This is a genomic window from Paraburkholderia metrosideri, assembly GCF_904848625.1.
Lineage (GTDB): Bacteria > Pseudomonadota > Gammaproteobacteria > Burkholderiales > Burkholderiaceae > Paraburkholderia > Paraburkholderia metrosideri.
Genome location: NZ_CAJHCP010000009.1, coordinates 283,954 through 308,499, shown reverse-complemented (window position 1 = coordinate 308,499; position 24,546 = coordinate 283,954). Strand labels below are relative to the sequence as shown.

Genomic DNA, 24,546 nt, shown 5'->3' with positions numbered 1-24,546 from the left:
GAATCGCCAGGATTCAACCGGCGCTGTGGGTGCCGGCCGCGCTGGTCGTGGTCGGCAGAACAATGGGCCGCGTACGCGGATCGTTAGCGATGAAAGTCTGCAAGCGTGGATCGTTGAACGCGGCGATCAGGTTCTTCACGTTTTCCGTGTCTTTGTAGCGCGTGCCGATCGTCAGCACCGAGGCGAACTGATCCGGCGACTTCGGGTTATAAATCAGCTTGCTTTGTGGAATGCCCGCGGCAAGAAATGATTCGGCGTAGCCGATCACGGCATCGAGCGAAGCCAGCCCGCGTGGCTGCGCCGCGAGATCGAGTTGCACCCACGAAAAATGATGCGGGTTCTGCGCAATATCGTTCAGTCCCGCGGACCACGGCTGCACCCCGTCCCTGAGCTTGATCAGGCCGATTTTCTCCAGCAGCCACAACGCCTGCGCCTGATTGGCAGGATCGGACGGAACGGATATCTTCGCGCCATCAGGCAGGTCGTTCACGCTACGGTATTTATCCGACCACACGCCGAAGATCCAGTGAAAAATCGGACCTGTTCCCGGCTCTTCCTTGAACGAGGGATTCGCTTCCATCACCTGGCCCAGCCAGTACTTGTGCTGGAAGATCGTGCCAGCAATCTTGCCGTCGCTGACCGAGCGATTGATCTGCGTGCTGTCGCTGAGAGATATGCCTTTAACCTTCACGTGATGCGCAGGCCCCAGCGTCGTGCTGATGTATTCGACAATCGCCTGTTCCGCCGGATTGCTTTCCAGATACGCGACTTCCACCGTGCTGCCGGCGTCGCCGATAGTCGAACCGTCGTTGCTGTTGCGTACCGCGGCAAGCGCCGTGATCGCAATCAGCGCGATGACCGTGCCGCCCGCAATCCACGGCCAGCGGCGTTTGCGTTGCAGCGTGAAGCCTCGCGTGTTCGCAGCGGACGGTGCGCCGCCGGATTGGTTCTGTTCGTTTTCGCTCATGATGCTGTCTCGGAGAAGAATGAAAAGAGATACTCGTGCGCCTGCGCTCAGCCCGGACGGGCCCGTCGCACGAAGAAGTCACCGACCACCTGAACGACCGCCACCGTCACCACAAGAATCACGACAGTGGCCAGCATGACGGTGTGATCGAAGCGTTGGTATCCGTACGTCACCGCCACATAACCAATGCCGCCGGCGCCGATCGTTCCGGCAATCGCCGAATACTCGATCATGCCGATCGTGTTGACCGTGAGGTTGCCGATGATTGCGGGCCATGCCTCGGATAGCTGCGCCGATACGATCACCTGAAGATGCGAGCCGCCGGAGGCGCGCGCGAGGTCGGTGACGGCGTCGGGAATCTCGCGCAGCGAGTTCTCGACGAGCCGCGCAAAGAACGGCGTGCCAGCGACGACCATAGGAACGATCGCGGCGGGAATCCCGATCGTCGTGCCGGTGATTAACAGCGTGAACGGAATGATCGCGGCCATCAGCACGAGAAACGGCAGCGAACGACCAAGACTGATGACAGCACTCAGCACCGCGTGAGTTCGGCGCCTCGGGAACAGCCCGCGCGGGCCGGTATTGTGCGCAATCACCCCGAGTGGCAGGCCGAGAGCAAACACGATCAGCATCACGACGCCGACCATCAGCACCGTCTCGCCGAACGCGGGGATCAGTAACGCCGGAAGTTTGTCGAGCGGCGTGGTGTTCAGTACGGTGACGACCGCAGCAGCGCCGGTGGTGTCCGTGCTCATGCGTAGGCTCCTTCGTCCGCGACGGTTTGCGATGGTCTGATTGGCGACGCTGCGGACGCAGCCGTGGCGACGTTACTGCCAACCGAAGGGCGCGGGTCGAGCGGATGACCATGCAAGCCCCAGTCCGCCAGCAATGCGCGAATCCGCTCGCGGTTCGCATCGGCTCGCAAACCGATCGACGCATGTCCCACATGGACACCTGAAATGGTTTCCACCGACGCCGCCAGCAGATGCACGTCACCGCCGGTTTCGCGTGCCAGCCGCGCGATCCAGTCCGACGCCGCGCCACGTTGCTGGTACGACACCTTCCACACTTGCAGGGACAGGTCGAGATCGTGTGTGTGCAGCGCGTCGGTGCGCGGCAACAGCGACTGGCCGAGTTCCGACGCGGGATCGCCGAGCAGTTCGAGCAAGCTGCCCAGTTCGACGATACGTCCGTGCGCAAGGCGCGCGACCCGATCGGCGATCTTGCGCACGACGTGCATATCGTGCGTGATCATCAGCACGGTCAAGCCCAGATCGCTGCGTAGTTCGCGCAGCAGGTCGATGATCGAGTCGGTGTTGTCGGGGTCGAGGCCCGAGGTCGCTTCGTCGGCGAGGAGCACGGAGGGACGCAGCGCGAGTGCGCGCGCAATGCCCACCCGTTGACGCTGGCCCCCCGAGAGTTGATGGGGATAGCGATGCGCGTGCGTGCCCAGTCCGACACGTTCGAGCAATTCCGCCACGCGTGCATCCCGTTCGGCCGGCGCGACACCGAGGTATTCCAGCGGCAGTGCGACGTTACCCGCCGCCGTTCGGCGACTCAGCATGTGCGACGCCTGGAACACCGTGCCGATCGAGCGGCGTGCAACGCGTAATGCCGACTCGCTCAGCCCGGTCAGTTCATGGCCGTCGACCACGACCGCGCCGGCACTGGGCCGCTCGAGCAGATTGATACACCGTGCAAGCGTGCTCTTGCCCGCACCGCTCGGTCCGACGACCGCCAGAATCTCGCCGCGCTCGACCGACAGATCGATGGAATCGAGGACAGTCGAACGGCTCGCGCCGTCACCGTAGGTTTTGGTCAGTTGCCTGATCGATATCATGGATGAGAAGACCTCATGGGCAATTCAGAATGGTTCACGATTCAGCCTGCGCTGCCTCGATAGCCGCCGGTGCCGGCTCATCGCGGAACGCACCGCGATATCGCGCCGCCGGGTGACGCCCGTTCAGGCGCGGCCCGCGACCGGCGAACAGCTTTTCCCGCAACGTGCCTGGCGCGTATTCGCTCTGAGCAAGGCCGCGTCGTTGCAGCACAGGAGTCACGTGCTCGATGAAGCGGGCAAACGAGTGTGGAGTGCGGTGATACATGACGTTCACGCCGTCGATGCCGGCACGCTGCCACTCCTCCAGTTGATCGGCGATCGATTCCGGCGTGCCGACTATCCGGCCGCTTTGTGAATAAGCAGAAATCAGATTGCGCACCGTGGGCCGCACACCTGGATTGGCGTCTTCGAAAAAACGCACGAGACCTTGCACGCCCTCGATTTTCAGATCGTCGACGGGACGGTCCGGATCGAGCAGCCCCAGATCGACCCCGAGATCTCGGCTGATATGAGCGGCCAGACCGTCCAGGCTGATGTATTCGTCCTGTTCGCGCGCGAGCCGCCGCGCTTCTTCTTCGGTGCTGCCCACCACGAACGACATGCCCTGAATGAACAGCAGATCGTCGTCGTGACGACCGAACCCACGTACCTTCTCGCGCACCTGCTGCGTCAGCCGCTGAGCGCCGGCCGGACTCTGGCTTGCGATGAAGGTGCCTTCGGCATGGGCCGCGGCAAACGCGCGGCCAGCGGTAGACGCGCCCGCCTGGTAGAGCACCGGCACACGCTGCGGCGATGGCGTCGTCAAATGCGGACCCAGTACACGATAGCGCTTGCCCTCGTGGCGAATCCGATGCACACCCGATGGATTCGCGTACAGTCCGCGCAGTTTGTCGACCACTAGCGCGTCGTCGTCCCATGAGCCTTCCCACAGCTTGTAGACCACGTCGAGATATTCGTGCGCCCACTTATAGCGCTCGTCATGAGCGACGATGCGATCGAAACCGAAATTCTGCGCCGCGTTGTGACTCACGCTCGTCACGATGTTCCAGCCGATCCGGCCGCCGCTCAGGTGATCGAGCGTCGACACGCGACGCGCAAAGCTGAAGGGATGATCCTGAAGGATCGAACTGGTGAAATTAAGGCCGAGCTGTTCAGTTGCGCCGATTAGTGCGGCGATCAATGTGCTCGAATCGTTGATCGGAATCTGCACTGCCTCTTCGATATAACGGTCCCAACCGCCTTCATACGAAGGATCGACACCGATTACGTCGGCCATGAATAGCGCGTCGAATTTCCCGCGCTCCAGCAGCTTCACGAGCTCGACCCAGGTGGCAAGCTCGTTGAATTCGGTCTGCTTCGTATCAGGGTGCCGCCACATGCCGTGAAAGACATGTGACACGCAATTCATCGAGAAGCCATTGAAGATGAGACGTTTTGACATGAGTATCGAAGCGCTGGCAGAGATCGTTGACGGAAACGTCGAGACATCTGTGATGTCTGGATCGGCGAATCAATTATGGGTGGCCAGATGCGGCCATGGCCAATATCGATTCGAGATTTACTAATCACATGGACAACGAATCAACCTCAATGCATGCGTCAGTACCTGGTACATTTGCAGCCAGTCATCTCATGAACATGGAAGGAATCGATGGGTCGGAACAACTCATCATGTACTCGAGAACCGCGCTTCGCTTTTCGCCACGGTCACGACAACGATGGTCAAGTCCGGCGTTGCCGGTAGAAGCAACTTTTCCGGACCTCCCCTGCTACGCGTTGAATCGATCAGTAAATATTACGGTCCACTCTGAACCCGGCAGAACGCACGATTTTCGCAAAGAGACTAAAGTCGAATCCTTTACCGAGGGGGATCCCCTCACAACCCTGACCGAAGGATTCTCATGGCACCCGCTAACACTCTCTCGTCGGAACCCGTCTGGTTCATCACTGGCTGCTCGACCGGTTTCGGCCGGGAACTTGCACTTGCCGTGCTCGACAAGGGTTGGCGTGCGGTCGTCACCGCGCGTCAACCTGATTCGCTGGCCGAATTCGCGACCCGTTATGGAGAGCGAGCTCTGGTACTCGAACTGGATGTCACACAGCGCGGCCAGATCGATCGCGCGGTTGAACGCACGTTGCAGCAATTCGGCCGCATCGACGTGCTGGTCAATAATGCAGGTTACGGCTATCTGAGTGCCATCGAAGAAGGCGGTGACCAGGACGTGCGCGACATGTTCGAGGTCAACTTCTTCGGTGTGGCCGAGACCATCAAGGCCGTGTTGCCGGCCATGCGAAAACAGCACGCCGGTCATATCGTCAACATCACGTCGGTCGGCGGTCTGATCGGTAATCCTGGAAGCGGCTACTACGCCGCCACCAAGTTCGCCGTCGAGGGATTGAGTGAAGCATTGGCCGCCGAGACAGCCGATCTGGGCATCAAGGTCACGGCGGTTGAACCGGGACCATTCCGCACCGACTGGGCAGGACGGTCGCTGAAGCAGACAAAAACGCCGATCGACACCTACGCAGAGATCTCAGGCAAGCGCCGCGCGTCTATCTCGGCCAATAGCGGCAAGCAGCCGGGCGACCCGGCGCGCGCGGCTCAGGCGATCATCGCCGTCGTGCAGTCGCCGAACCCGCCGGGTCATCTGATCCTCGGCAGAGATGGTCTGACGCGCGTCAAAGCAAAGCTCGACACGCTGCACGCTGAGATTGACGCGTGGGAAGCCACGACTGTTGGCGCAGATTTCCCCGCCTAGCCTGATCCACGGCCTGCAGAGCCCGGCTCCGGTGCATCCGGAGCCGCTTTTTGATTTGACCCCGGAACATCATCCACTCATTAAGGGTCGCATAGTGGGTTCTCCATCAGTGGCGTCGTCGGACTCGACTTCAACATCGGGATTCGTCGCGATACGTTGGGTTCCCCACCGCAGTGCGTCGAGCGGTTTGAGTACACTAGAGCCGAAATAGACTGAGTTCCGACTCGCCGTTTTTTGGTCAGATGTTTGTTTTACAAGGAGATTGTCCGTGGCCAATGAGAAGATGCTGGTGCAAATGCGTGAGAAGCAGGGCTTTATCGCCGCGCTCGACCAAAGCGGCGGCTCAACGCCGGGCGCGCTCAAGCTGTACGGTATTCCAGAGAGCGAGTACAGCGGTGACGCTGAAATGTTCAAACTGATGCACCAGATGCGCGTGCGCATCATGACCGCGCCTAGCTTCACGGGTGCCAAAGTCATCGCGGCAATCCTGTTCGAAGCCACCATGAACGGCGACGCGCAAGGCAAGCCGGTCCCGGCTTTTCTGTGGGAAGACCGCGGTATCGTGCCGTTCCTGAAAGTCGACAAGGGCCTTGAGGATGACGCTGATGGCGTGCGTATGATGAAGCCGATTCCCGGCCTCGATCAGTTGCTCGAACGCGCCGTTGGACTCGGCATTTTCGGCACGAAGATGCGCTCGGTCATCAACGACGCTTCGCAATCGGGCATTGCGGCGATTGCGAAACAGCAGTTCGAGATCGGCGCACAAATCAGCGGACACGGCCTCGTACCGATCCTCGAACCGGAAGTGTCGATCAAGTCGCCCAACAAGGCCGGCGCAGAAGACATCCTGCGCGCTGAACTTCTGAAAGGGCTCGACGCACTACCGGAAGACAGCCCTGTGATGATCAAGCTGACCATACCGGACGTCGCGGATTTCTACCGCCCGCTGATCGAACATCCGCGCGTCGTGCGCGTCGTTGCTTTGTCGGGCGGCTACACGCGCACCGACGCGTGTCAGCGTCTCGCGAAGAATCACGGCATGATCGCGAGCTTCTCGCGGGCGTTGATCAACGACTTGCGCAAACAGATGACCGACGCGGAATTCGACGACGCGTTGAAGAAATCGGTTGATGAAATCTATGACGCGTCCGTTCATAAAGTCTGATTGAGACACCGTCGCTGTCGGCTGATGAAGAAGGCCGGGCCCGCGCTGATAAGTGCGTCGCCCAGCCTTCGTACAACGTGCAACGACGCGCGTGAACCGCCGAGCGGAGAACATCCACCACCCTGCCCTCCGACGCGAACGCAGATGTGCGCTCTTCGCGATCTCCAATGCACGCGTGGATTTCCATCCCGCACTTCGCGTCACCCCGACACCCGATAAATTCGTTGCGCCATCAAATCGAATCTGACGCGTACTTCATAGTATGACGACGCTGGTCTACGGCCTGGATCATCTCCATATCGATTGATTAGGATACCAGTGCATTATCGGAGCCATTCGAATCACGTCCGCAAACACAACCATGCCGAACGAGTAAAAGATTCGATCTTCACGTCAATGCGCACGATCGTTCGTTCAGCGTCTAGGTTTCATCGACTCCGACTGCACATAGCACGCCGAAACGATACTGGTTTACCCGGTCCGGTTACCGAATATTAAAAAAATGCCATTCAATCGAAGTTTTATGCATGGACGCGTTGCCTCCTGCGCAATTAATCTCACCGAATGACGTTCGATACGGATTACACCAGAATCGATATCGAGCGCACGAAAAGCAATTAGTTAAAGGAAATCGGTTTGATTAGCGAAATAACTTAAAGCCGTTAGTTTTCCCGCCCATCATCGGCGTCCGAGCCGACAGACAAAGAAGGTCGGACTGACTGACCCAAATCAACTCTCGATCCGCCATATCGCGGCATAGCCGTGGGCATTGGCACGCCCGATTGCTTCACTTCATGACGCTGATACCAGCCGCGCCAAAAAATAATTACTTATAAAGCACCGGCATTCCGATGCAAATAAAAATGGAGACACTGGATGAAAAGATTTACCACTCTCGCATGCGGCACAGTCCTGTCCTTCGCATCCGTCGCTCCCGCGTTTGCGCAGTCGTCGGTCACACTCTATGGCGTGCTCGACAATGGGTTCGTCTATCAGAGTTCGAGCGGCAGCAACAATTCAGCGATCCGCGCGGTACCTGGCGGACTCTTCGCAACCCGATTCGGCTTTAAAGGCAGCGAGGATATCGGCGGCGGCCTGCACGTCAATTTCCAGCTGGAGCAGGCCTTCTCCGGTCAGACGGGGGCAGCGACAAACCCGGCCGACGCGTTCAACCGGCTGGCATTTGTCGGCCTGTCAGGCGGCTTCGGTGAAGTCCGCTTCGGCTTGCAAAACTCGCCGTCCTACGACGTTCTCCAGGCGGCAATGGATCCTTCGTGGGTTAAAAGCATCGCGTCGCCGATGAATAACTTCAACGCTCTGATCATCCGCGCGAACAATGGCATTTCCTATTACACGCCTACGTTTGGCGGGTTGAATGCCAAATTCATGGTGGCATTACGCGACCCCACGACCGGCGGCGGCAATGGCATAGGGTTCTACAACGTAGTCCTGCAGTACATCAACGGACCATTGAATGTGGCGGCCGGGTACGAACGAGGAGACGAACCGGGCGTCGGCGCGGGCGGGAGCTATACGATCGCTGGCGGCGCTGCCGCAGGTCCTGGCGCGGTACTGACCGTGTTCAACGCGGGTGCTTCGTATGGGATTGGAGCCAATCGTATCTGGCTGGCCTACCACACAGAGAACCTGACCAATACACCGAACTACATGCAGCATGACGTCTACCAGATATCGGACTCGTATCAGTTCGCGCCAGACATTCTTGCTTCGCTGATGTACGGTTACCTGTACGACCGCACTGGAAAAGGCAACAACGCGCAGCAACTGGGTTTGCTTTTCGAGTACTACCTGTCCAAATCGACGGAACTCTATACAGCGGCCGGCTTTATCCAGAACAGGAATCAGGCGAAATACACGCTGTCCGGCACTGCGTATTCGGGCCTGCCGATCACGCCGGGAACCGACACGCGCGGCATCGGCTTCGGCCTGGTACACAAGTTCTAAGGTGACGGCTGAACCCCGCCGCCCGGTTCTGTGACGCGGGGTTTCCGCGTGAAGCGTGGTCAACGGGATTTCCGGACGCCGCCTGTCCGGACCAGGCACGCGCATGACGTCGGCAAAACTCGCGATTCGAAATTCGCCCATAGCGGGTAAAAGCGCTTCACTTCCGTATCTTGAAGTGGATACCAGTAAAGCCGCACCCAGCGCTGCCGCACATACTATTGCTGAGCGTGCTTCGCTGCGTCTTCGATTACCGCCGCAACTTCTTTCGGGCGCGATTCGTAGACCGAGTGGCTGGCGCCCGCCAATACCGTGGTATGACTATGCGCGCGCTGGTAATAGAAACGTTCGAGATCGGGATTGATGATTTTGTCGTCTCCCGCCACGATGCCCCAGCTCGGCTTGGTGGTCCAGGCCGCGACCGTCATCGGCGCAGAGAAGACTTTCGCCGCGGTCAGGATCTGCGATTGGGCTTCGAATTGAGCCTGCTTCAACGGCAGATCAGCCGCGAAATCCTTCGGGAAGTCCGCCGGATTCAAATAGGTGTAGCCGTCGTCTGTCTTCATGATTGCGCCTGGCTGCTTCGACGTATAGCTCGGCATGTTCTTGCCCAGATCGCTTTCGTCCTCGCCGACAGCCGGCGCATGGGCCGCGACATACACGAGACCGGCCACCTTCGGATCGACACCCGCTTCCGTGATCACTGAGCCGCCATAGCTGTGCGCCACGAGAATGATGGGACCGTCCTGCAGATCGATTACGCGCTTTGTTGCGGCGACATCGTCGTCGAGCGAGGTCAGCGGCTCCTGCACCATCGTGACGTGGTAGCCATCTTTAGTGAGGATGTCGTAGACCGGCTTCCAGCCCGCGCCGTCGACCCACGCGCCATGAACCAGAACAATGTTTTTTATGGGCGCGGCGGCCGGTTGGGCACCCTGCGCCATGACGCTGGAGGAGGCGAACACACAAGCAGACAACGCGATAACCGATGCTGCGAAAGGCAAGATCTTCACGGTAAAACTCCATTGATAAGAACAGGAAATCTGACAGATAGCCGGCTTGATGTGCGATCCATATGACCCGCGACGCGTTGGTCGATCAAGCCGCCTGCTTCTGCGAATAGAACTGCATGGGACCGTGCACATCCGCGAGAAGTGCACGATCCGTTCTGTGCCACTTAGCTGCCGAAATAAAGGTTGCAGAAGCTGACGGGGCCAACACAGCTTGAGTGCATCGCCACAGGGGACCTAACGCCAGACGCAGAAGTACCGTTCTGTGCGACACCGCCCACGGCCTGCGTGGCCAGTTGCCGATCGCTCTGTGTAGCGATCTTTGCTTCGGCGGTCTGGATATCCATCGGATAATCGAGGTCATCGCCACGTGCCGGGTTGTAGCCCGCATGCTCGACACGAACCAGATCGGCGCGAACTTCTGCGCGAGTAAGCGGAGCGTTCGACTGGGCGAAACTAAGAGCCGGTGCGCCAAGAGTGGCGGCAGCAAGAGCGAGACCAACAATAATTTTCGACATGATTGACAATTCCTTAGTGACGTAAAGATTCTTTGGCGCAACGAGCGCCCACAAAAATCGGAGAAAGATCCGTCGACAGCATGACGTCGGGCAGTGTCAGTGCTGCGATGACCACTACAAACCAGCTACCTTGAAAATTCCATTCGATTTAATCGGATTCCTTATCGATTGGAATTTAACCTATGCGAATCGACGAGAGATCAATCCCGGTTCCCTCGCGTCCCACAGCGGCGCAACGCTTCGCCTTCTGTCTACATGAAGGCGAACACCTGATCTCAATGTTTATTCCAAAGCTCGTTCAAGTTGAACAGATTGCGCTGTTCGCATCCCGATTCCACATGACTGAGCGGCGCTGGACATCAATTTCTTGCGACAGGCAAATATTCGCTCTGTCGTGTCTGGGTCTCCAGCGATTTGCGACCAATCGACTCCTGGCGTCGCGAAATGCGTCAGACCGGTCGCGAAACGCGCCGGGCTGAACCCAGGTGACAAGCGGCACAGGATGCGGAAGCCGCCCGTGCACTTCCCAGATCGCCAGACCGAAGCACTGGCGCGGGAATCGGAAAGGAATGCCATGGACAACAGACTGTCGGAATGCAAGCAGGCGCGTCGGAAGCGCTCTGATGAGAGGCCCCGCTTGATCCCGCCAACCATTTGCACTCAAACTCGGCCCAACGGCATGTCACCGCCAAACCCGCTGCACCAGGATACAGCTCGCGCCTCCACAACATCAATTCGCGAAGATTGCGGTCTTTTCGTCGCAATACACTAGCGACCGAACGCGCCGACGGCGAAGATAGCGGCATGCCAGTTCAACCCGCACGTGATCCCGAAGCCAACCCGATGCCGCCCATACCTTCCATTCAGACGTTCGCCCGACGGCTCTGGCGCCCACTCAGGGTCACCCTATTGACGACCATTGGTTGTGCGTGGCTTTACAGCACGATCTACCGCGAATCTTTCGCCAAAGACCTCGTCTATGCGCTGTTTGTTGTCGGCTTCACGCAAGCGCTGATCGCTGCCGGTCGCCACGGCCTCGCTTTCTGGTTGCGCAAACGCTATCCCGACAATCTCGATGCCCAGAGAAACTGGCCCGGCTGGGGATTGATGGCGCCGTGGGTGGTCGTCTCGGTGGTCATCGGCTACCTCGCGGGGGTTTCGCTCGTCGACTTGTTTACCCAGACACCACGCACACCCATTGTTATCGAACCGAATCTGCGCACGTTGTTGCTGAGCGTGACGATCGCGGTCGTGCCCGCGATCTGCATCACCTATTTCTTCTACGCGCGCAGCAGAATGGCATCCATGGAAATGCGCACGCAGGCAGCGCTGCGCAGTGCTGCGGAAAACCAGCTCAAGCTGCTGGAGGCGCAACTCGAACCGCATATGCTGTTCAACACGCTCGCCAACCTGCGCGTATTGATCGGTAGCGACCCGCTGCGCGCCCAGGGCATGCTGGATCATCTGATCGCCTATCTGCGCGCCACGCTCGCGGCGTCGCGTACTGGCTCGCATCCGCTCGCGTCGGAATTCGAGCGCATTTCCGACTACCTCCAGCTGATGCAAATCCGCATGGGCAGCCGCCTGCACGTCCAACTGGATCTGCCCGCGAGTCTGGCCAATGCCCCCTTGCCGCCGTTGCTGCTGCAACCACTCGTCGAAAACGCGATCAAGCACGGGCTCGAACCGAAAGTGAGCGGCGGGCGCGTCCACGTCGCCGCGATGCGTGGCCCCGGCACGTTGACGCTGAGCGTGCGCGACACCGGCGTCGGCCTCGACGCCCGGACCGAACACGGCGCGCGCTTCGGCCTGCAACAGGTACGCGAGCGGCTCGCGACGCTCTATGGCGCGGCGGCCCACCTCGAACTGTCGCCCGCCACCGACGAAGAAGGCGGTACGCTCGCCACTGTCACCTTGCCCTACTCCTGACCCTCCATCATGAAAATCACTGCATTGATTGCCGAAGACGAACCGCTGCTCGCGGCTAACCTGCAAGCCGAGTTATTGAAACTGTGGCCCGAACTGCACATCGTGGCGAGCGTCGGCGACGGCGAGAGCGCAGTGGAGTCTGCGCTGGGCGTACAGCCCGACGTCATGTTTCTCGACATCCGGATGCCCGGTATGACGGGACTGGAGTGCGCCCAGGCTCTTGCGGAAGACTGGCCCGCCAACGGCAGGCCCTTTCCGCTAATCGTGTTCGTGACCGCCTACGACGAGTACGCCCTTCAGGCCTTCGAACGAGCTGCGTTCGACTACATCCTCAAGCCCGTGCAACCCGATCGGCTTGCGAAGACCTGCGCCCGACTCAAGGAGCGGCTTGCGGACGGCAGCGCACCGCCAGACGAAGCGTCGCTTGGCAAGGTGGTGGATCAGATGCGCGAACTGCTGGCTGCGGGGCGCCCCGACGCATTGTCCGCGCCTGCCGTCAGCGCGCCGCTGCGCGTGATTCAGGCAAGCGCCGGCAATACGATCACAATGGTCCCGATCGACGAAGTCTGTTACTTCGAAGCTGCTGACAAATACGTTCGCGTGGTAACAGCCAATCGTGAACACCTGATCCGGATGTCGTTACGCGAACTCCTGCAACAACTCGATTCGCAGCGCTTCTGGCAGATTCACCGCGGCACGATTGTGCGAAGCGACGCTATCGACACCGCCGAACGCGACGAAGCAGGAAAGCTGACACTGACCTTGCGCGGCAATCCGGCACGGCTGATTGTCAGCCGGCTATACACCGATCTGTTCAAGGGAATGTGACGCAGCGCTGATTGATGAGTGATCGCGCAACTATCGCGCTGTCCGTCGTCCCATTAGCACTCTGCCGCCAACAGCCTGTGATATCACGCGATTGCGACCGCCCTGGCGTCTGAACGCGGGTGAAGCACGTCCATTTTTCCTTTTATGAGCAAGCACCCGATAAGAGTGGGAAATCGCACAGACCGTATAACACGCATCACTAAATCTTACGGTCATCAAATAGCTCAAAATATCTTTCAATTCACGATAAAAGCCTTTGAAAATGAAAGCTAATTTGCGATTTCGTTAATTTATCTGCAAGTATCGGGGAAACAAATTGAAGAAAATGCTTCCAGGTCTGGACGTCCTGCGCTTCTTGCTGGCCTGCTACCTGGTCTTCTATCACACGCTGGCTTATTACCCGGCGGCGCAGGCACTCCACCTGGTTGACGTTTTCAGGTTTGGAGGCGGCGCGACAAGTATTTTCTTTATCTTATCCGGCTTCATTCTCTCGCACGTGTCAGTTGAAGCAAAGCCGGACGGTAGCAGGAAAGTGGCAATGCCACGCTTTATTGTTAATCGACTGACCAATATCTACCCCATCCATATCATTTCGTTCTTGATGATGGTTGCCTTAATGGCCGTGAACTCACGGCCCTTCGACGTGACATTGAGCAATCTCGATTCTGCACTGCCGATACCGCACACCATGAGTACCGTCGAAGTCACGGTTAACTCGATCCTGCACATCTTTTTGCTTCAGGCATGGAATCCGTTTTACCTGTCGTTCAATGATCCTTCATGGGCATTGTCGACGCTGCTTTTTTTCTATCTGTTATTCCCCATCGTCGCGCCCCGACTGCTCGCGGTACGCCGCAAATGGACGATGCTCGCTGCTATGTGGATCGTCGGTCTTCTCCCTGCGACGCTCGCCGTTACGCAAGGCTGGTATGGCGTATTGATGATGGGGATACTGCACACCAATCCGCTGGTACGACTGCCGGAATTTATGGCAGGCATCATCGCCTACGGCATTTTCGCGGCACACGTACAGCCGATCACCGAGATCGTCACACGTCACCGGAAAATCATCATAGCGGCGCTAGTGACGTTTTTCGTTGCTGCGGCTTTTCTTTTCCTAAGAGGCCCGCGTTCGTGGCAAGTACTTCTTCACAATGGCGCGATATTGCCAGCGCAGGTTGCGGTCATATTCGTGGCGGCCAGTTTGCACCAGCAGACTTCACCGCGTGCCGCGGCCTGGTCCCGGCGACTCGGCAACGCGGCTCTGCCCATCTTCGCTCTGCAAATCCCACTCTTTGTGGCCTTTTCGAAAGTCCAGCGCGCCCTTGGCATTCCGTATCCGCTTGTGTCCTGCGCTCACCGGTTTCACGTGTGCACGGCGGCGTCTAGCCGGGTGCCGTTGCATCTGTCGGCCTATCCGATTTACCTGATCATCGTGCTCGTCGCATCCGCCCTGTTTCAGGAAAGAATTGTCGCGCCGCTGAGAAGCGCGTTGCGACGCGCACTGACTCGTCGAAGAGAGCGATTTAGTCGCGCGGCAGAGATGCATGCGCCTCCGGTGTCGGAGGCGCAGTAAGAACCCTGTGAAGTTGTTGATCAGATGCGAAGCAGCTGATATCGCGCTGAGCGCCTACGCCTGAAGCCAGCGAGCATCGCCGACACCCCTCAGTCGGCATCGAAACATAGCGCCATTTCTTTCGAACCCATCCTCACAGCGCGAGCATTGCGCCGCACCGGATGCCGGTTCTCAATCGCCTCGACCCGACGCAAAAGTGCCCACGCACTTTCGCGTCGCCATGCGTCGCGCGCCTAAACGTAATGTCATTTAAAGCATTACGTAGGTACGAATGAAAGGCGACAGTCAGAATGTTGCCCGAAAACTTTCACTCATTAATGGTCCAATGCGCCAGCTTCATCCAGTAGTTTGGCCGTCGCGTTTCTAACAACAATCCTCCAGACCCTCCGCGCCTATCGACGGAAGGGCTGGACAGCGAATGTGGAGCCCCCTAATGTTTCGCCGAACCCTATTGCCCATCCCGTTTGCCGCAGCACTATTTGTGCTGAGCGCATGCGGTCACAGCAACGATTCCTCGCCTGCATCGACCGCGGGCGCCTCTGCGCCCGCCGTGACCGTGTCCGCGCAGGACGCGCTGACCACCGCTACGCCGATCAAGCACCTGGTCGTGATCTTCGGGGAGAACCGTTCCTTCGATCACTACTTCGGCACCTACCCGAACGCACAGAACCCGGTTGGTGAACCTGCATTCACGGCAGCAGCCAATACGCCGACCCAGATCAACAACCTGAATCAGAAGTCGCTGCTGACGAGCAACCCGAACTTCCTGAACACGGCGAACAACGCGTTTGCAGCAGGCAGCGGCATCAACCCGTTCCGACTCGACCGCAGCCAGGCCAACACGAACGGCCAGTCGCACGACTACCGCAACGAACAGCTCGCTTACGACAATGGCGCAGCCGACCTGTTCCCGAAGTACACGGGTAACAATGGTGCGAGTTCCGGTACGACCTTCGGTACGCCGGGTCTCGTGATGGGTTACTACGACGGCAATACGGTTCAGGCGCTCTGGAACTACGCTCAGAACTTTGCGATAAGCGACAACATGTACACGGATACGTACGGTCCGTCGACCCCGGGTGCAATCGAAGTCATCTCGGGCCAGACGAACGGCGCGGTTCCCGCGAACGGCGCAGCGCAAGGCGACAACGTGATCGCCGACGGCACCGGCGGCTTCACGATGAACGGCGACTCCGACCCGACCGGCGACAAGTGTTCGTCGACGTCCGCCTCCGACAACGTGGTGATGTCCTCGGCCAACAAGAACATCGGCGACCTGCTCAACGCGAAGAACATCTCGTGGGGCGGCTTCATGGGCGGCTTCAACCTGGCCACCACGAACGCGAACGGCACGACGGCATGTGCCCGCAGCACGTATTCGTCGGTTCTCGGTGCAACGAAGGCGGACTACGTACCGCACCACAACTGGTTCCAGTACTACGCGACGACGGCCAACCTGGCCCATACGCGCCCGACCTCGACCGCGCTGATCGGCCAGACCGATCCGCTCGATTCGACGGCCACGCCGGTTCACCACCAGTACGACACCGACGACTTCTTCGCAGCAGTCAAGGCAGGCAACTTCCCGTCGGTCAGCTATCTGAAGGCACCGGCAGTTGGCGATGGCCACCCGGGCAATTCGGATCCGCTCGACGAGCAGGCGTTCTATACGAAGGTCGTCAACTTCCTCGAGCAACAGCCGGACTGGAAGAACACCGCCATCGTCCTGACGTACGACGATTCGGACGGTTGGTACGACCATGCTTACTCGACGCCGACGACCTCGTCGTTCGACCCGACCGCCGACCAGTTGAACGGCGTCGGTACGTGTAACGCAACGGGTGCGACGCAAGGCGTGGGCGTGTCGGGCGCTAACGTGAACGGCCGTTGCGGTCCGGGCACGCGTGTTCCGCTCGTCGTGATCTCGCCGTATGCACGTAGCAACTACATCGACCACACGCTGATCACACAGGCTTCGGTTGTCAAGTTCATCGAAGACAACTGGCTGGGCGGCACGCGCCTGGGTGGCGGCTCGCACGACGCGGCGACGGGCAGCCTGAACGCGCTGTTCGACTTCACGAATGGCGGCGCAACGCCGGCGGTGTATGTCGACACGAACACGGGTGCCAAGCTGTCGTCCGCTCCGGCAACGACGGACTAAGCAGGTGGAGTGACGTGTTCGGTTCGTCCGTCTGTCATGCCGCAGGAGAGCTGCTGTTCAATCCTGCGGCATGACGTTCGGTGAACGGTCAATTGATAAAAGACAGTTAGTCAACGCGTCGAGCCAGCCGGTACGGTGGCTCGACTTGCTTATATGTAGTTCAGATTTGCTCCAGCTATCGCCATGAACCTTCCTTCGAATGCCACCTTGCCTTCGCAACTCCCCACCGGAAGCGACCCGTCTCCCGACGCTGCCAGGCCCACGCTGCGCCACCGGATTTTGTGGACACTGCTGGGCATCGTGCTGGCATGCGCCGTCGTAGCTGGCTACGCGCTGATCTACCCTGAGCGCATGCCGACGGCGATCGGCGACAAGGTTGAAGATCTGACGGGCGCCAATGCTCATCCGGTCACGCTGCTGCGTCCCCCGGTCGCGCCGCTCAGCGCGGCCGCTGTGCTCGGCAGGGACATGTTCAATGACCCGTCGCTGTCGGCGTCGGGCAAACAGTCGTGCGCATCGTGCCATAGCGCCTCACACGCATTCGGCCCTCCCAACGATCTGTCGGTGCAACTGGGCGGCCCTCATATGACGGACGCTGGCTATCGGCCGGTGCCCTCGCTTGCTTATCTGTATCGCCAGGCTCCGTTCAGTATCGGTCCCGATCAGGGCGAAACCGACGCGGCGCCGGTTAACCTCGATGTACTGGCATCCGCGGCACAAGGTGTGCAACGCGCGCAGAAAAACGCCGGCGTTGCGCCTGCCGCCCCGGCGATGGTGCCGCAAGGCGGCTTCTTCTGGGATGGCCGTGCGAGCACGCTTCAGGATCAGGCGCTCGGCCCGATGACGAACCCGGTTGAAATGGCCAACCCGAACGTGGCCGCGGTCGCCGACAAGCTCATGCATTCGAAGTACGTCGATACGATGAAGCAGCTCTTCGGTGCACGCGTCGTCAACGACCCGAATCTGCTGGTGTCGGAAGCGATGTTCGCGATTGGCCGGTACCAGTTCGAAGATCAGGCGTTTCATCCGTTCACGAGTAAGTACGACGCGTGGCTCGAAGGGCGGGCCCGTCTTAGCCAGGCCGAATTGCACGGCCTGCGCCTGTTCAACGATCAGAACAAGGCGAATTGTGCAGGTTGCCATTTGAGCCAACCGACGTCCGACGGTCTGCCGCCGTTATTCACGGACACGCAGTACGAGGCGCTGGGTGTCCCACGCAATCACGAACTTCCGCAGAACAAGGATCCGAAGTTCTACGACATGGGCGTGTGTGGGCCTTTCCGTACCGATATGACGAAAGATACGCAATATTGCGGCATGTTCCTGACGCCGACGCTGCGTAACTCGGCCAACCGCGGTGTGTTCTTCCACAACGGCGTGTATCACGACCTAAAACACGTGATGGATTTCTATAACCTGCGCAACACGAGCCCGGAGAAAATTTACCCGCATGACGCGTCGGGCAAGGTTCTGGCCTATGACGATCTGCCTGCGAAATACCACGCGAATATCGACGTTGCAGATGCGCCGTTCGATCGCAAGCTGGGCGACAAGCCCGCGATGACCGACGACGATATCAACGACATCATTGCGTTTGTGAAGACGCTCAATGATGGCTACGACAGCGATCGCAAGTAAGAGCGGAATGAAAGACGAGCGCGCTATGCGCTCGTCGCGCGCCGATCTGGCTGAAACCGCGGCGCGAAAGAATAGAACGAAACGTTGAGACGCACGCCCCTCTCGCGAGGGGCAATCACTCTGGCCAACCTTCAGTCGATCGCGGCCCCGTTGGTCGCGCAAACCTGCTGCATTGCGCGCAGGACGACCGGCTGCATCTTTTCATTCAGCCACTCGGGGTGCGCAACGAGGTATTGATCGACGATGGTGCCCACCTGCCGTGCATCGATATGCATCGTTCCGATGCAGCGCTGCAGCTTCGCGACTTTCGCGTCCGGCGCGCCGAACACAGGCGCATAGGAGAAGCCGTCGAGCACGCCGATCACATAGGCGGTACGCAGCGACTGACTTCCACCCTGAAAGAGTTTGCCGGTGAGAAAGCCGTTGTTCGTATCGGGGGCCGAACTTGCGTGCGCAACGGAGCAAAGGGTGAAGAGTGCTGCGGCGGCCAAAGATTTGTTCATCTGATGTCGATTCAAAAGGATAAGGTGCGCTATTGTGTGCCGCCTTTATGACGATTGCAGCGCTGTCACTTCAAATTCACGCTGGCAATTCGGCGAGTCGTCAATGACGCCGGCTTCGCAGAATGAATGCGCCTAAAGTACAGGCGCCCATCGCGATACCGGCGATTAAAAACGTGTCGCTATAAGCCATCAACAACGCTTCCCGGCCGACGGTCTGGTTGATGATGCCAAACGCAAGCTCGCGTGCCCCGCTCAGCTCGCCTTTCGGCAATACATCGGCACGCGGCGCATGGTTGCCCGCGAGCAATCTCGCGAGATAGACCACGCGCTCCTGGAATGCAGATGAGAACGGCGTGATCGACTCGCCGAGACGCAATGCATGTAATTTCTCGCGTTCGACCACGATCTGACTGGCAACCGCAATGCCGATCGCGCCGCCGACATTGCGCACCATAGTAAATAATCCCGAAGCCGATCCAAGCTGACTCTTTTCGAGACCATCGACGGCCATCACGGACAACGCGATCACCACCAGCGACTGACCGATGCCGCGCACGATGAGCGAAGGGACGATCACGTTAGACGCTGCGTACCGGTCCAGATGAATGTTCATCAGACAGCCGGCGGCAACCAGCGCGAAGCCGAGAATGATCGCGGTACGTGCGCTGGTCCGGCGCATCAATGGCGGCGTCAGAAATGACATCGCGAACTGGACGAGTCCGTACGGAATCATCGCGAGGCCAATGTCACGCGCACTGTAGCCCTGCAATTCCGCAAAATAGTTCGGCACGAGAAACACGACACCGAATACGACCGCGCCGAACAGAAACTGCATGAGGCTTGCAATGCCGAAGTTGTAGCGGCCGAGCAGTCGCAAATTGATGAATGGCTCCCGGCGACGCAACTGGATGGTGGCGAACACGGCAAGACCGAGTACCGCGACGATCAGCATGTTGACGATGAACGGGGACGAGAACCAGTCCTGCCGGCCGCCCTCTTCCAGCGCGATCTGCAACGCGCTCAGGCCGATTGCCATGGTCAATATGCCGGGCCAGTCGGCGTTGCGCAGCTTCGCGAGGTGCATCGGCATGGGCTTGATCGACCAGCTGATGGCACCGAGCAGGACGAGCGTCGGCGGAATCTGCAAATAGAAGATCCAGCGCCACGAATACATGTCGGTGAGATAGCCGCCCATCGACGGGCCGGCTGCCTGCGCCACGTTATTGGCGATCGCAAAGAGCGCCATGCCGAGCGGATGCCGCGCGACCGGCAATTCGGTGACGATCAACTGGAACGACAACGGAATCAGCACACCGCCAAATGCGCCCTGCAATGCGCGGGCAATGATCATCGTGTCGATGTTGGGCGCGACTGAACAGACGAGCGAAAACACCAGGAACCCGCTTGCGCCAGTCAGTAGTACGCGGCGAATCGTGAATACCTGCACGAGCCACCCGGTCAGCGGAATGACGATGATTTCCGCGACCAGATAGGCGGTGGTTATCCATGAGCCTTCTTCAAAACTGGCGCCCAGAGAGCCGCGAATGTCGGGCAGCGACGCGTTTGTCACGTGCACGTTCATGCCGGCCATAAAGCAGCCGAATACACCGCCGAGCACGGCAATCCACGTCCGCAGCGAGACGTTTGCGCTATCGGCTGCGGCGAGCCTGGTCGTTGTCATGACGGCTGCCCGCCATCCGCATTGCGCGTGTCGACTCTCACGACGACCGACATACCCGCACGCAACCGGCGAGCATCCTCGCGTGACGCGTCGAATCGTATCCTGACGGGAATCCGTTGAACGACCTTCGTAAAGTTTCCCGTGGCGTTGTCAGGTGGCAATAACGCGAACTCCGCGCCGGACCCTGGCGCGATGCTCGTGACCTTTCCGCGCAACGTGTGCCCTGAATACGTGTCGATGTCGATCTGCACCGGTTGACCCGTATGCATGTCGCCCAGTTGGGTTTCCTTGAAGTTGGCCACCACGTACACGTCATTCAGTGGCACCACCGCCAGCAATGGCATACCGGTCTCGACATACTGGCCCGGCCGCACCGTGCGTTGACCGATCACACCGTCGCGGGTCGCGCGAATCACCGTGTGCTGCAGATCGAGTTGAGCCAGCGCAAGCGCCGAGCGCGCTTCGCTCAACTGCGCGTTCGCCCTTTCGATGCCCGCGAGGCTCTGCTCCCGACGCCTGCGCAGTACGTCCTGCTGATCCCGCTGACTTTGCACGGCGGCGCTCGCCTTCGCCAGCACCGCGGCCGCTTTCTGTTGGTCGGCCCGCGCCAATTCAAGCCGTTGACCGCTGGACGCCTGCTGCGCATATAACTCGCGATAACGGCCCGCATCGGCATCGCGGCGCACGGCATCCGCCCTCGCAGCCGCGACGTCCGCCTGCGCCTGTGCGATGAGGCTGCTCTGCTGCGCCACTTGCGCATCCAGACTCGCGGCACCGGCTTCCTGCTCATGAATGGCCGCGAGCGCGGCACTCACCGTTGCTTCGGCATGATCCACCTTCGCCTGATAATCGCGGTCGTCAATCCGTATGAGCACGTCGCCGGCCCGAACCGGCTGGTCGTCCTGCACGGCAACTTCGCTGACATAGCCCGGCACGTGCGAACTCATCGTCACGACATCGGCGCGCACGTACGCGTCGTCGGTGCTTTCGATGAAGCGTCCGACTGTCCACCAGCGAACGCCCGCCACGGCGGCCGTCACGGCGACGACCACAACGGCCGCCGCGATCAGATGTTTTCTTCCCGGAATCGTGCGCTTTTCGGGCGCGACAGTGGTACTCATAAGTGGAACCCTCAATCAAGAAATAACGCGTGAGCGCAAGCGCATCGCTGATTTTTTCAACGCTGCCATCCGCCGCCCAATGCCTTGAAAACGGCGACCTGGTCCGACGCAAGGATGTCGGTCGACGCAGCGAGTTGAGCATCGGTCGTGACGAGACCGCGTTCCGCATCGAGCACGTCGAGGAAGTCGAGCGCACCGGCCTTGTAGTTCAACTCGGCTAACTCGAACGCACGCGCATGCTGTTCGCGAGCCTGCTGCAACGCGCGATGACGATCCCATTCGGCGCCGTACAACGTGAGCGCCTGTTCGGTTTCCTTCAAGGCAGTCAGTACACGACTGTCGAACGAAGCCAGTTCGGCGGCGCTGTCGGCACGCGCTTGCGCAAGCTTCGCGCGGCTCACAGCCAGATTCGGAAAATGCCAGCTGATCAGCGGTCCAATGCCCCACGCGACCGCGTATTCATTGCCAAGCGATGCAAGACTGCCACTCGTCGAGAGCCAGTTCACCGAACCGCCGAGCACCACCGACGGATACAGTTCCGCGGTCGCCACACCGACGCGCGCACTGGCCGCCGCAAGACGCCGCTCGGCCTCACGCAGGTCGGGACGGCGCTTGAGAAGCGCTGCACCGTCGCCGACGGGAAACGGCGTGGCGATCACCGGCACGGCGCGGCATTGCGCTGCGGCGGCGGGAATATCGGCGGGAGTTCGGCCAGTCAGCATGGCCAGTTCATACAGCGCTGCGCGGCGCTTGCCTTGCAAGTCGGGCAACGTGGCCCGGGTGTCACTGACAAAAGCCTCTGCTCGCACAACTTCCAGTTCGGAAACGAGACCTTGCGAGCGCTGAATCGTGGTCAACTGCGCGACGCGCTCGGCGATAGCCAGCGAGCGCTGCGCCACGTCGATCTGCTGGCCGTAGCTGCATGCGTGAGCGTAGGCGTCAGTCGTGTCGGCGGCGATAGCAACGCGCAATGCGTCGCGAGCGGCCTGCATCGCCTCGGCGTCGGCCTGCGCGGACGCAACCAGCTGACGCACACGGCCCCACAAATCCACCTCCCACGACACGGCGAGCGAAGGCGCATAGGCCCAGCGCGTCGCCGCGCTCTGATGAGTCGCCACCGCGACGATCTGATCCGTGCTCTGTTTGCCGTAGTTGCCGCCCAGCTCAACCGCCGTGTCGGGCAGACGCGCGGCACCCGCCTCGTTCAACACGGCTTGCGCGCGCTGAAGATGCGCCGCCGCGACCGCGAGATCGCGATTGTTGATGAGGGCCTCCCGCACGAGTCCATCGAGCGTGGGATCGCGATACAACTGCCACCATGGGTCGACAGCCGGCCCGGAAGAAACGGGCGCCGCAGCGCTCGAGACGAACGGGCGCACTGCGGCCTCCGGCACAGCGGGTTCGTGGTACGGCGTGCCGAGCGTGCAGCCCGCGATCGTGCTCGCGAGCGCACCGGAACGCACGATCCGCAACACGGGGGAATAGCGGCACAAAGCCGCCTGAGAAACACGCCACCAGCCGAAATTCGTCATCGATTGCCACGTAGCTGAGATGAAAAGACAGCGGCAATGCTAAGCTCGCGACTGGAGTTTTTCTCTCGCAGAATCAACATTCATCGTCGCAAAATGGACAATCCGTCGCGGAACTACGCCCCCACGCAGCAGATTCATCCGGTTGCGGTTATCGCCACCGATCCGCCGGGACGAACCGCTTTTCCGTCGCACGCACACCGACAAGGTCAATTGATTTACGCGATTTCCGGCGTGATGATCGTCCGCACCGATAGCGGCAGTTGGGTCGTTCCCACGGGCCGCGCGGTGTGGGTGCCGGGAGACACCCAGCACGCGATCGAAACGACCGGCGACGTGCGTATTCGCACCGTGTTCGTCAAACCGGGCGCAAGAAAGGGATTACCCGACGCGTGCCGCGTCATCCTGGTGAGCACACTGCTGCGCGAGCTGATCGTGACCGCAGCGGACATCGACGAGCACGCGGCCAGCGGCGCACGCGCGCGCCGCATCATGGCGCTGATTCTCGACGAGATTGAAATCGCCCCCACTCTGTCGCTGCACGTGCCAATGCCGCGTCACGCCGCACTCGTCAGGCTCTGCACGCAGTTGATCAACCATCCGTCAGTGCCGGTCACGCTCGCGGGTTGGGCACGCGAAGCCCATATGAATGAGCGCACGCTCGCTCGCACCTTCAGACGCGAGACCGGCATGACCCAGGGCGCATGGTGCCGGCACACGCGTTTGCTGCTCAGTCTGCCGCGGCTTGTTGCGGGTGCTTCAATACTTGAGGTTGCTCTGGAACACGGTTACGACAGCCCAAGTGCGTTCGCGGCGATGTTCCGCAAGACGCTCGGTGTGCCGCCAAGCGAATACTTCCGCAACGCGTGAATGAGCGCGCTGAGTGAGGCCGGATGCCATCACTTCCTCATTCAGACATGCCGGGTGCGGACGACGGCTGCGCTGGACGTTGCGGCACAGTTTGCGCCTGCTGTCGCGGTGCTCGACATCGGCCTGCCCGGCATGGACGGCTATGAACTGGCCGTCGCCCTTCGTGAGCAACCGCAACATGCAGGGCTTCGTCTTTTCGCTCTGACTGGCTACGGTCAGGCCGACAATCTGAAGCGTTCGTTGGCTGCCGGGTTCGAACGTCATTTCGTGAAGCCCGTGGCGTTGCAAGAACTGGTTAACGCAATGAATGACAATCAGGCAGGCTCATAGCGTTGCTGGAACCCAGCCGCACATTGGCGCCACTTTATAGGCGCCGATGTACGCTACCGCACCGAATGCAACGATTACGCGTGGCATAGTCTGCGCCCAGCGCCGGAGACGCCCGGCCCGGTTAAACACGCCGGCCCGCCTGAACGGCGAAGGAATACG

Annotated in this window: 20 protein-coding genes; 10 read left to right on the top strand and 10 right to left on the bottom strand. The window is 60.0% G+C overall.

Annotation, left to right across the window (positions count from 1 at the left end; genetic code table 11):
- Nucleotides 1-13 precede the first annotated feature (13 nt).
- From LMG28727_RS21855 to LMG28727_RS21840, 4 genes are read right to left on the bottom strand one after another with little or no spacing between them, the layout of a single operon-like run.
- A complete protein-coding gene (locus tag LMG28727_RS21855; RefSeq protein WP_201644383.1) occupies nucleotides 14-967 on the bottom strand; it encodes a MetQ/NlpA family ABC transporter substrate-binding protein in 954 nt (317 codons plus the stop codon).
- A 47-nt stretch (nucleotides 968-1,014) separates the two neighbouring features.
- Nucleotides 1,015-1,722: a methionine ABC transporter permease gene (locus LMG28727_RS21850; protein WP_201644382.1), complete on the bottom strand. Its 708-nt coding sequence runs from the start codon at nucleotides 1,720-1,722 to the stop codon at nucleotides 1,015-1,017.
- Complete coding sequence (locus tag LMG28727_RS21845) at nucleotides 1,719-2,807, bottom strand: methionine ABC transporter ATP-binding protein (protein WP_201644381.1); 1,089 nt, start codon at nucleotides 2,805-2,807, stop codon at nucleotides 1,719-1,721. Before LMG28727_RS21845 ends, LMG28727_RS21850 begins: the two co-directional genes overlap by 4 nt.
- 34 nt (nucleotides 2,808-2,841) lie before the next feature.
- Complete coding sequence (locus LMG28727_RS21840; protein WP_201644380.1) at nucleotides 2,842-4,248, bottom strand: NtaA/DmoA family FMN-dependent monooxygenase; 1,407 nt, start codon at nucleotides 4,246-4,248, stop codon at nucleotides 2,842-2,844.
- Nucleotides 4,249-4,708: 460 nt separating this feature from the next.
- Here LMG28727_RS21840 and LMG28727_RS21835 point away from each other — a divergent pair, with 460 nt between their 5' ends.
- The 3 genes from LMG28727_RS21835 (at nucleotide 4,709) to LMG28727_RS21825 (ending at nucleotide 8,696) form a co-directional block, all read left to right on the top strand.
- Nucleotides 4,709-5,566, top strand: a complete 858-nt coding sequence (locus LMG28727_RS21835) for an oxidoreductase (RefSeq protein WP_201644379.1) — start codon at nucleotides 4,709-4,711, stop codon at nucleotides 5,564-5,566.
- A gap of 268 nt (nucleotides 5,567-5,834) precedes the next feature.
- A complete protein-coding gene (locus tag LMG28727_RS21830) occupies nucleotides 5,835-6,731 on the top strand; it encodes a fructose bisphosphate aldolase (protein ID WP_201644378.1) in 897 nt (298 codons plus the stop codon).
- Nucleotides 6,732-7,607: 876 nt separating this feature from the next.
- Nucleotides 7,608-8,696: a porin gene (locus tag LMG28727_RS21825; protein WP_201644377.1), complete on the top strand. Its 1,089-nt coding sequence runs from the start codon at nucleotides 7,608-7,610 to the stop codon at nucleotides 8,694-8,696.
- Between the two features lie 215 nt (nucleotides 8,697-8,911).
- Here the strand turns inward: LMG28727_RS21825 and LMG28727_RS21820 are convergent, their stop codons facing one another.
- The gene (locus tag LMG28727_RS21820) at nucleotides 8,912-9,637 is read right to left on the bottom strand and encodes an alpha/beta hydrolase (protein WP_407945861.1); all 726 of its coding nucleotides are present in this window, start codon (nucleotides 9,635-9,637) and stop codon (nucleotides 8,912-8,914) included.
- Between the two features lie 233 nt (nucleotides 9,638-9,870).
- Nucleotides 9,871-10,221 carry a DUF4148 domain-containing protein gene (locus tag LMG28727_RS21815; RefSeq protein WP_201644375.1) on the bottom strand — a complete coding sequence of 117 codons (351 nt, stop codon included), beginning with the start codon at nucleotides 10,219-10,221 and terminating at the stop codon, nucleotides 9,871-9,873.
- A 909-nt stretch (nucleotides 10,222-11,130) separates the two neighbouring features.
- On the opposite strand from LMG28727_RS21815, the gene LMG28727_RS21810 reads away from it, so the two are divergent.
- From LMG28727_RS21810 to LMG28727_RS21790, 5 genes are all read left to right on the top strand, one after another.
- A complete protein-coding gene (locus LMG28727_RS21810; protein WP_236592205.1) occupies nucleotides 11,131-12,150 on the top strand; it encodes a sensor histidine kinase in 1,020 nt (339 codons plus the stop codon).
- Nucleotides 12,151-12,159: 9 nt separating this feature from the next.
- Nucleotides 12,160-12,978 (top strand): LytR/AlgR family response regulator transcription factor, encoded by an 819-nt coding sequence (locus tag LMG28727_RS21805; protein ID WP_201644374.1) that lies wholly within the window; start codon nucleotides 12,160-12,162, stop codon nucleotides 12,976-12,978.
- A 325-nt stretch (nucleotides 12,979-13,303) separates the two neighbouring features.
- Nucleotides 13,304-14,554 carry an acyltransferase family protein gene (locus LMG28727_RS21800; protein WP_236592226.1) on the top strand — a complete coding sequence of 417 codons (1,251 nt, stop codon included), beginning with the start codon at nucleotides 13,304-13,306 and terminating at the stop codon, nucleotides 14,552-14,554.
- 433 nt (nucleotides 14,555-14,987) lie between these two features.
- Nucleotides 14,988-16,715, top strand: coding sequence for a phospholipase C (locus LMG28727_RS21795; RefSeq protein ID WP_201644372.1), 1,728 nt, complete (start codon nucleotides 14,988-14,990; stop codon nucleotides 16,713-16,715).
- Between the two features lie 183 nt (nucleotides 16,716-16,898).
- Nucleotides 16,899-18,353: a cytochrome-c peroxidase gene (locus tag LMG28727_RS21790; RefSeq protein ID WP_201644371.1), complete on the top strand. Its 1,455-nt coding sequence runs from the start codon at nucleotides 16,899-16,901 to the stop codon at nucleotides 18,351-18,353.
- Nucleotides 18,354-18,484: 131 nt separating this feature from the next.
- Here LMG28727_RS21790 and LMG28727_RS21785 read toward each other — a convergent pair whose 3' ends face one another.
- The 4 genes from LMG28727_RS21785 to LMG28727_RS21770 form a co-directional block, all read right to left on the bottom strand.
- A complete protein-coding gene (locus LMG28727_RS21785) occupies nucleotides 18,485-18,856 on the bottom strand; it encodes a hypothetical protein (RefSeq protein ID WP_201644370.1) in 372 nt (123 codons plus the stop codon).
- 100 nt (nucleotides 18,857-18,956) lie between these two features.
- Nucleotides 18,957-20,537 (bottom strand): DHA2 family efflux MFS transporter permease subunit, encoded by a 1,581-nt coding sequence (locus LMG28727_RS21780; protein WP_201644369.1) that lies wholly within the window; start codon nucleotides 20,535-20,537, stop codon nucleotides 18,957-18,959.
- Nucleotides 20,534-21,658 carry an HlyD family secretion protein gene (locus tag LMG28727_RS21775; RefSeq protein WP_201644368.1) on the bottom strand — a complete coding sequence of 375 codons (1,125 nt, stop codon included), beginning with the start codon at nucleotides 21,656-21,658 and terminating at the stop codon, nucleotides 20,534-20,536. The genes LMG28727_RS21780 and LMG28727_RS21775 overlap by 4 nt, the downstream gene beginning before the upstream one ends.
- 56 nt (nucleotides 21,659-21,714) lie before the next feature.
- Nucleotides 21,715-23,190, bottom strand: coding sequence for an efflux transporter outer membrane subunit (locus LMG28727_RS21770; RefSeq protein ID WP_201644367.1), 1,476 nt, complete (start codon nucleotides 23,188-23,190; stop codon nucleotides 21,715-21,717).
- A 93-nt stretch (nucleotides 23,191-23,283) separates the two neighbouring features.
- Between LMG28727_RS21770 and LMG28727_RS21765 the strand changes: the two genes are divergently transcribed.
- Together LMG28727_RS21765 and LMG28727_RS21760 are read left to right on the top strand one after the other, a co-directional pair.
- Complete coding sequence (locus LMG28727_RS21765) at nucleotides 23,284-24,057, top strand: AraC family transcriptional regulator (protein WP_201644366.1); 774 nt, start codon at nucleotides 23,284-23,286, stop codon at nucleotides 24,055-24,057.
- Nucleotides 24,058-24,387: a response regulator gene (locus tag LMG28727_RS21760; protein ID WP_201644365.1), complete on the top strand. Its 330-nt coding sequence runs from the start codon at nucleotides 24,058-24,060 to the stop codon at nucleotides 24,385-24,387. It abuts the gene before it with no gap.
- The last annotated feature ends 159 nt before the right edge of the window (nucleotides 24,388-24,546 follow it).